Origin of the sequence: Micromonospora sp. NPDC049799 (genome assembly GCF_040656655.1) — a bacterium.
Lineage (GTDB): Bacteria > Actinomycetota > Actinomycetes > Mycobacteriales > Micromonosporaceae > Micromonospora.
The window spans coordinates 1-1,956 of record NZ_JBFAMU010000726.1 but is presented as its reverse complement, the minus strand read 5'-3'; the positions used below and the strand labels follow the sequence as shown (position 1 = coordinate 1,956).

At 76.5% G+C, this 1,956-nt stretch carries 3 protein-coding genes and 1 pseudogene; 2 read left to right on the top strand and 2 right to left on the bottom strand.

Translation table 11 applies throughout. The annotated features are described in order from the left end of the window. Positions 1 to 269 (top strand): (Fe-S)-binding protein (locus AB0I76_RS28805; RefSeq protein WP_357041961.1); only part of this gene is annotated, 269 nt, incomplete at its 5' end. A 102-nt stretch (positions 270 to 371) separates the two neighbouring features. Here the strand turns inward: AB0I76_RS28805 and AB0I76_RS28800 are convergent. Both AB0I76_RS28800 and AB0I76_RS28795 read right to left on the bottom strand, forming a co-directional pair. After that, positions 372 to 767, bottom strand: coding sequence for an STAS domain-containing protein (locus AB0I76_RS28800; protein ID WP_357041958.1), 396 nt, complete (start codon positions 765 to 767; stop codon positions 372 to 374). Between the two features lie 244 nt (positions 768 to 1,011). Then, positions 1,012 to 1,590, bottom strand: a complete 579-nt coding sequence (locus AB0I76_RS28795; RefSeq protein ID WP_357041955.1) for a TOPRIM nucleotidyl transferase/hydrolase domain-containing protein — start codon at positions 1,588 to 1,590, stop codon at positions 1,012 to 1,014. 117 nt (positions 1,591 to 1,707) lie between these two features. Here AB0I76_RS28795 and AB0I76_RS28790 point away from each other — a divergent pair. Beyond that, positions 1,708 to 1,956, top strand: a pseudogene (locus AB0I76_RS28790) (type II toxin-antitoxin system Phd/YefM family antitoxin); the annotation flags it as partial.

The window sequence follows — 1,956 nt, the reverse complement described above, 5'->3', positions numbered from 1 at the left end:
GCCGGGTCGCCGACCACGTCGAGCTGCCCTCGGCCGCGACCTGCTGCGGCGCCGCCGGGACGTACGCGCTGCTGCGGCCGGCCGACTCCCGGACGATCCTCGACGCGAAGCTCGACGAGATCGAGGCGGCCGGTGTCGACTACGTCGTCGCGGTCAACCCCGGCTGCCTGCGACAGCTCCAGACCGGCCTGTGTCGGCGGCGCTCCGCCGTCCGGGCCGTGCACCTGGCCGAACTCCTCGCCCGGGTGACACCACCACCGTCGCGATAGGAGGCCCCGATGCGTGTCCGGGCCGCCCCGGGCCTGCCCCAGCCGCGGCCCACGGCGGCGGTGCTCCGCCGTCCGGGCCGTCCGCCTGGCCGAAACTCCTGATCACCACCGCGCGTCACCGGGACCGGTCGGCAGGCCGGTCCCGGTGAGCATGAGCAGTCGCCGTACGCAGGGCGCCGGCTCGTCCAGGTGGAGACTGCCGCCGGCCGCCTCGACCGCCGCGTGGGCCCGCAGCAGGGCGGTGATGCCCGACGCGCTGAAGAACGTCACGCCGGACAGGTCGAGCCGGATCGGACCGCCGTGCCCGTCGCAGGACCGTTGCACCGCCTCGACCAGGAGGTGGGCGCTGCTCAGGTCGATCTCACCGGTGACGCGGACGACGGTGCCCGCCCGGTCGGCGGCGCAGCGGACGGCGGCGATCGGCCCCGGACCGTCCGCGTGGTGGTCGGGCGTGTCCGGCGGGTCGGTCACCAGTGGCGGCAGGTGGGGGATCGACATGGCTCTTCCCGGTGTGGGGAGGTGGGGAAGTGGCGTGGCCGTGCCACACCCGGGCGCATGTCTTGACCCGGTTCGCACCTTACCCGCGCCGGCCCGGCCGTGCACCTCCCACGACGGCGCGGCGGAGGTCCCCCGCCCCGGGACGCGTGCGCGCCCGGCGGACGCGGGGAGGGCGGGGCCGGTAGGTTGGGTGGTTGCAGCCGGTCTCCGGACGGGGGCGCCGGTCCCGGCCCCGGCGCGCGGGTCAGACGTGGTCCAGCACCGCGCGCAGCGACCGGGGGGCCAGGTCCGGGTCGAGCGCGGTGACGAGCAGCCGGGCGTACGCGGCCTTGCGGCCGGACCGGGTGCCGAGGAACCGGCGCAACTGTGCCTCGACCGCCCGCCCCTGCTGCGCCGGCTGCCGCTGGAACAGCGCGAAGGAGGCGAGGTCGCCGGCCTCGGTGACCACCCGCCGGACGCCGTCGACGCCGTTGGCGCGGATCAGTTCGTCCTCCAGGTCGGCGACACAGGCGTGGAAGCCCAGCGCGGCCAGCTCCGACCGGGTCAGGCCACGGCCCAGCCCCGCCCGCTCCAGACCACGCCGGAAGAAGCCCTCCTCGGCGTCGTCGTACAGACCGGCCACCCGCAGGCCCCGGCCGTTCGGCCCGAGCAGGTCGAGGAAGTGGCCGATGTTGGTGGCGCCGCCCATCGCCACCACCCGTACGCCCTCGCCGGCCAGGTCACGGCCGACACCCGTGGCGAGGGTCTCCACGGCGACCCGGTCGCTCGTCCCCTCGACGAGCACCACCGCCCGCGTTCCGGCGGGGACGGGTTCCACGTGCACGGCGACCTCCCCACTCGACCGCCATGATGGGCCGCGGCGCCCGGCGGCGCACCCGCATTCTTTCCACGGCTCGCGGTGACCCGGGGAATTGTCGTACCCGGGGGACACCATCCATCCATGGCTGTCCCCGCCCTCACCCCGCACGCCGACCAGCCCCGCTCGGTGCCCCTGCGCGAGGCGCGCACCCGGCTCACCCAGCTCGTGGCGCTGGCCGAGCTGACCGACACGGTCACCGTCGTCACCCGCGACGGCGACCCCCGGCCGGTCGCGGCGATCGTCCCGGCCGCCGCCGCGCGCACCACGGCTCAGGCCCGCGCCGACGCCGACCGTCTCGCGACGGTCACCGCCGGTTGGGCCCGCCGCCTG

Bases quoted from the DNA above. Each gene is read 5' to 3' on its own strand.
- AB0I76_RS28800 (WP_357041958.1), bottom strand. From the start codon at position 767: ATGTCGATCCCCCACCTGCCGCCACTGGTGACCGACCCGCCGGACACG.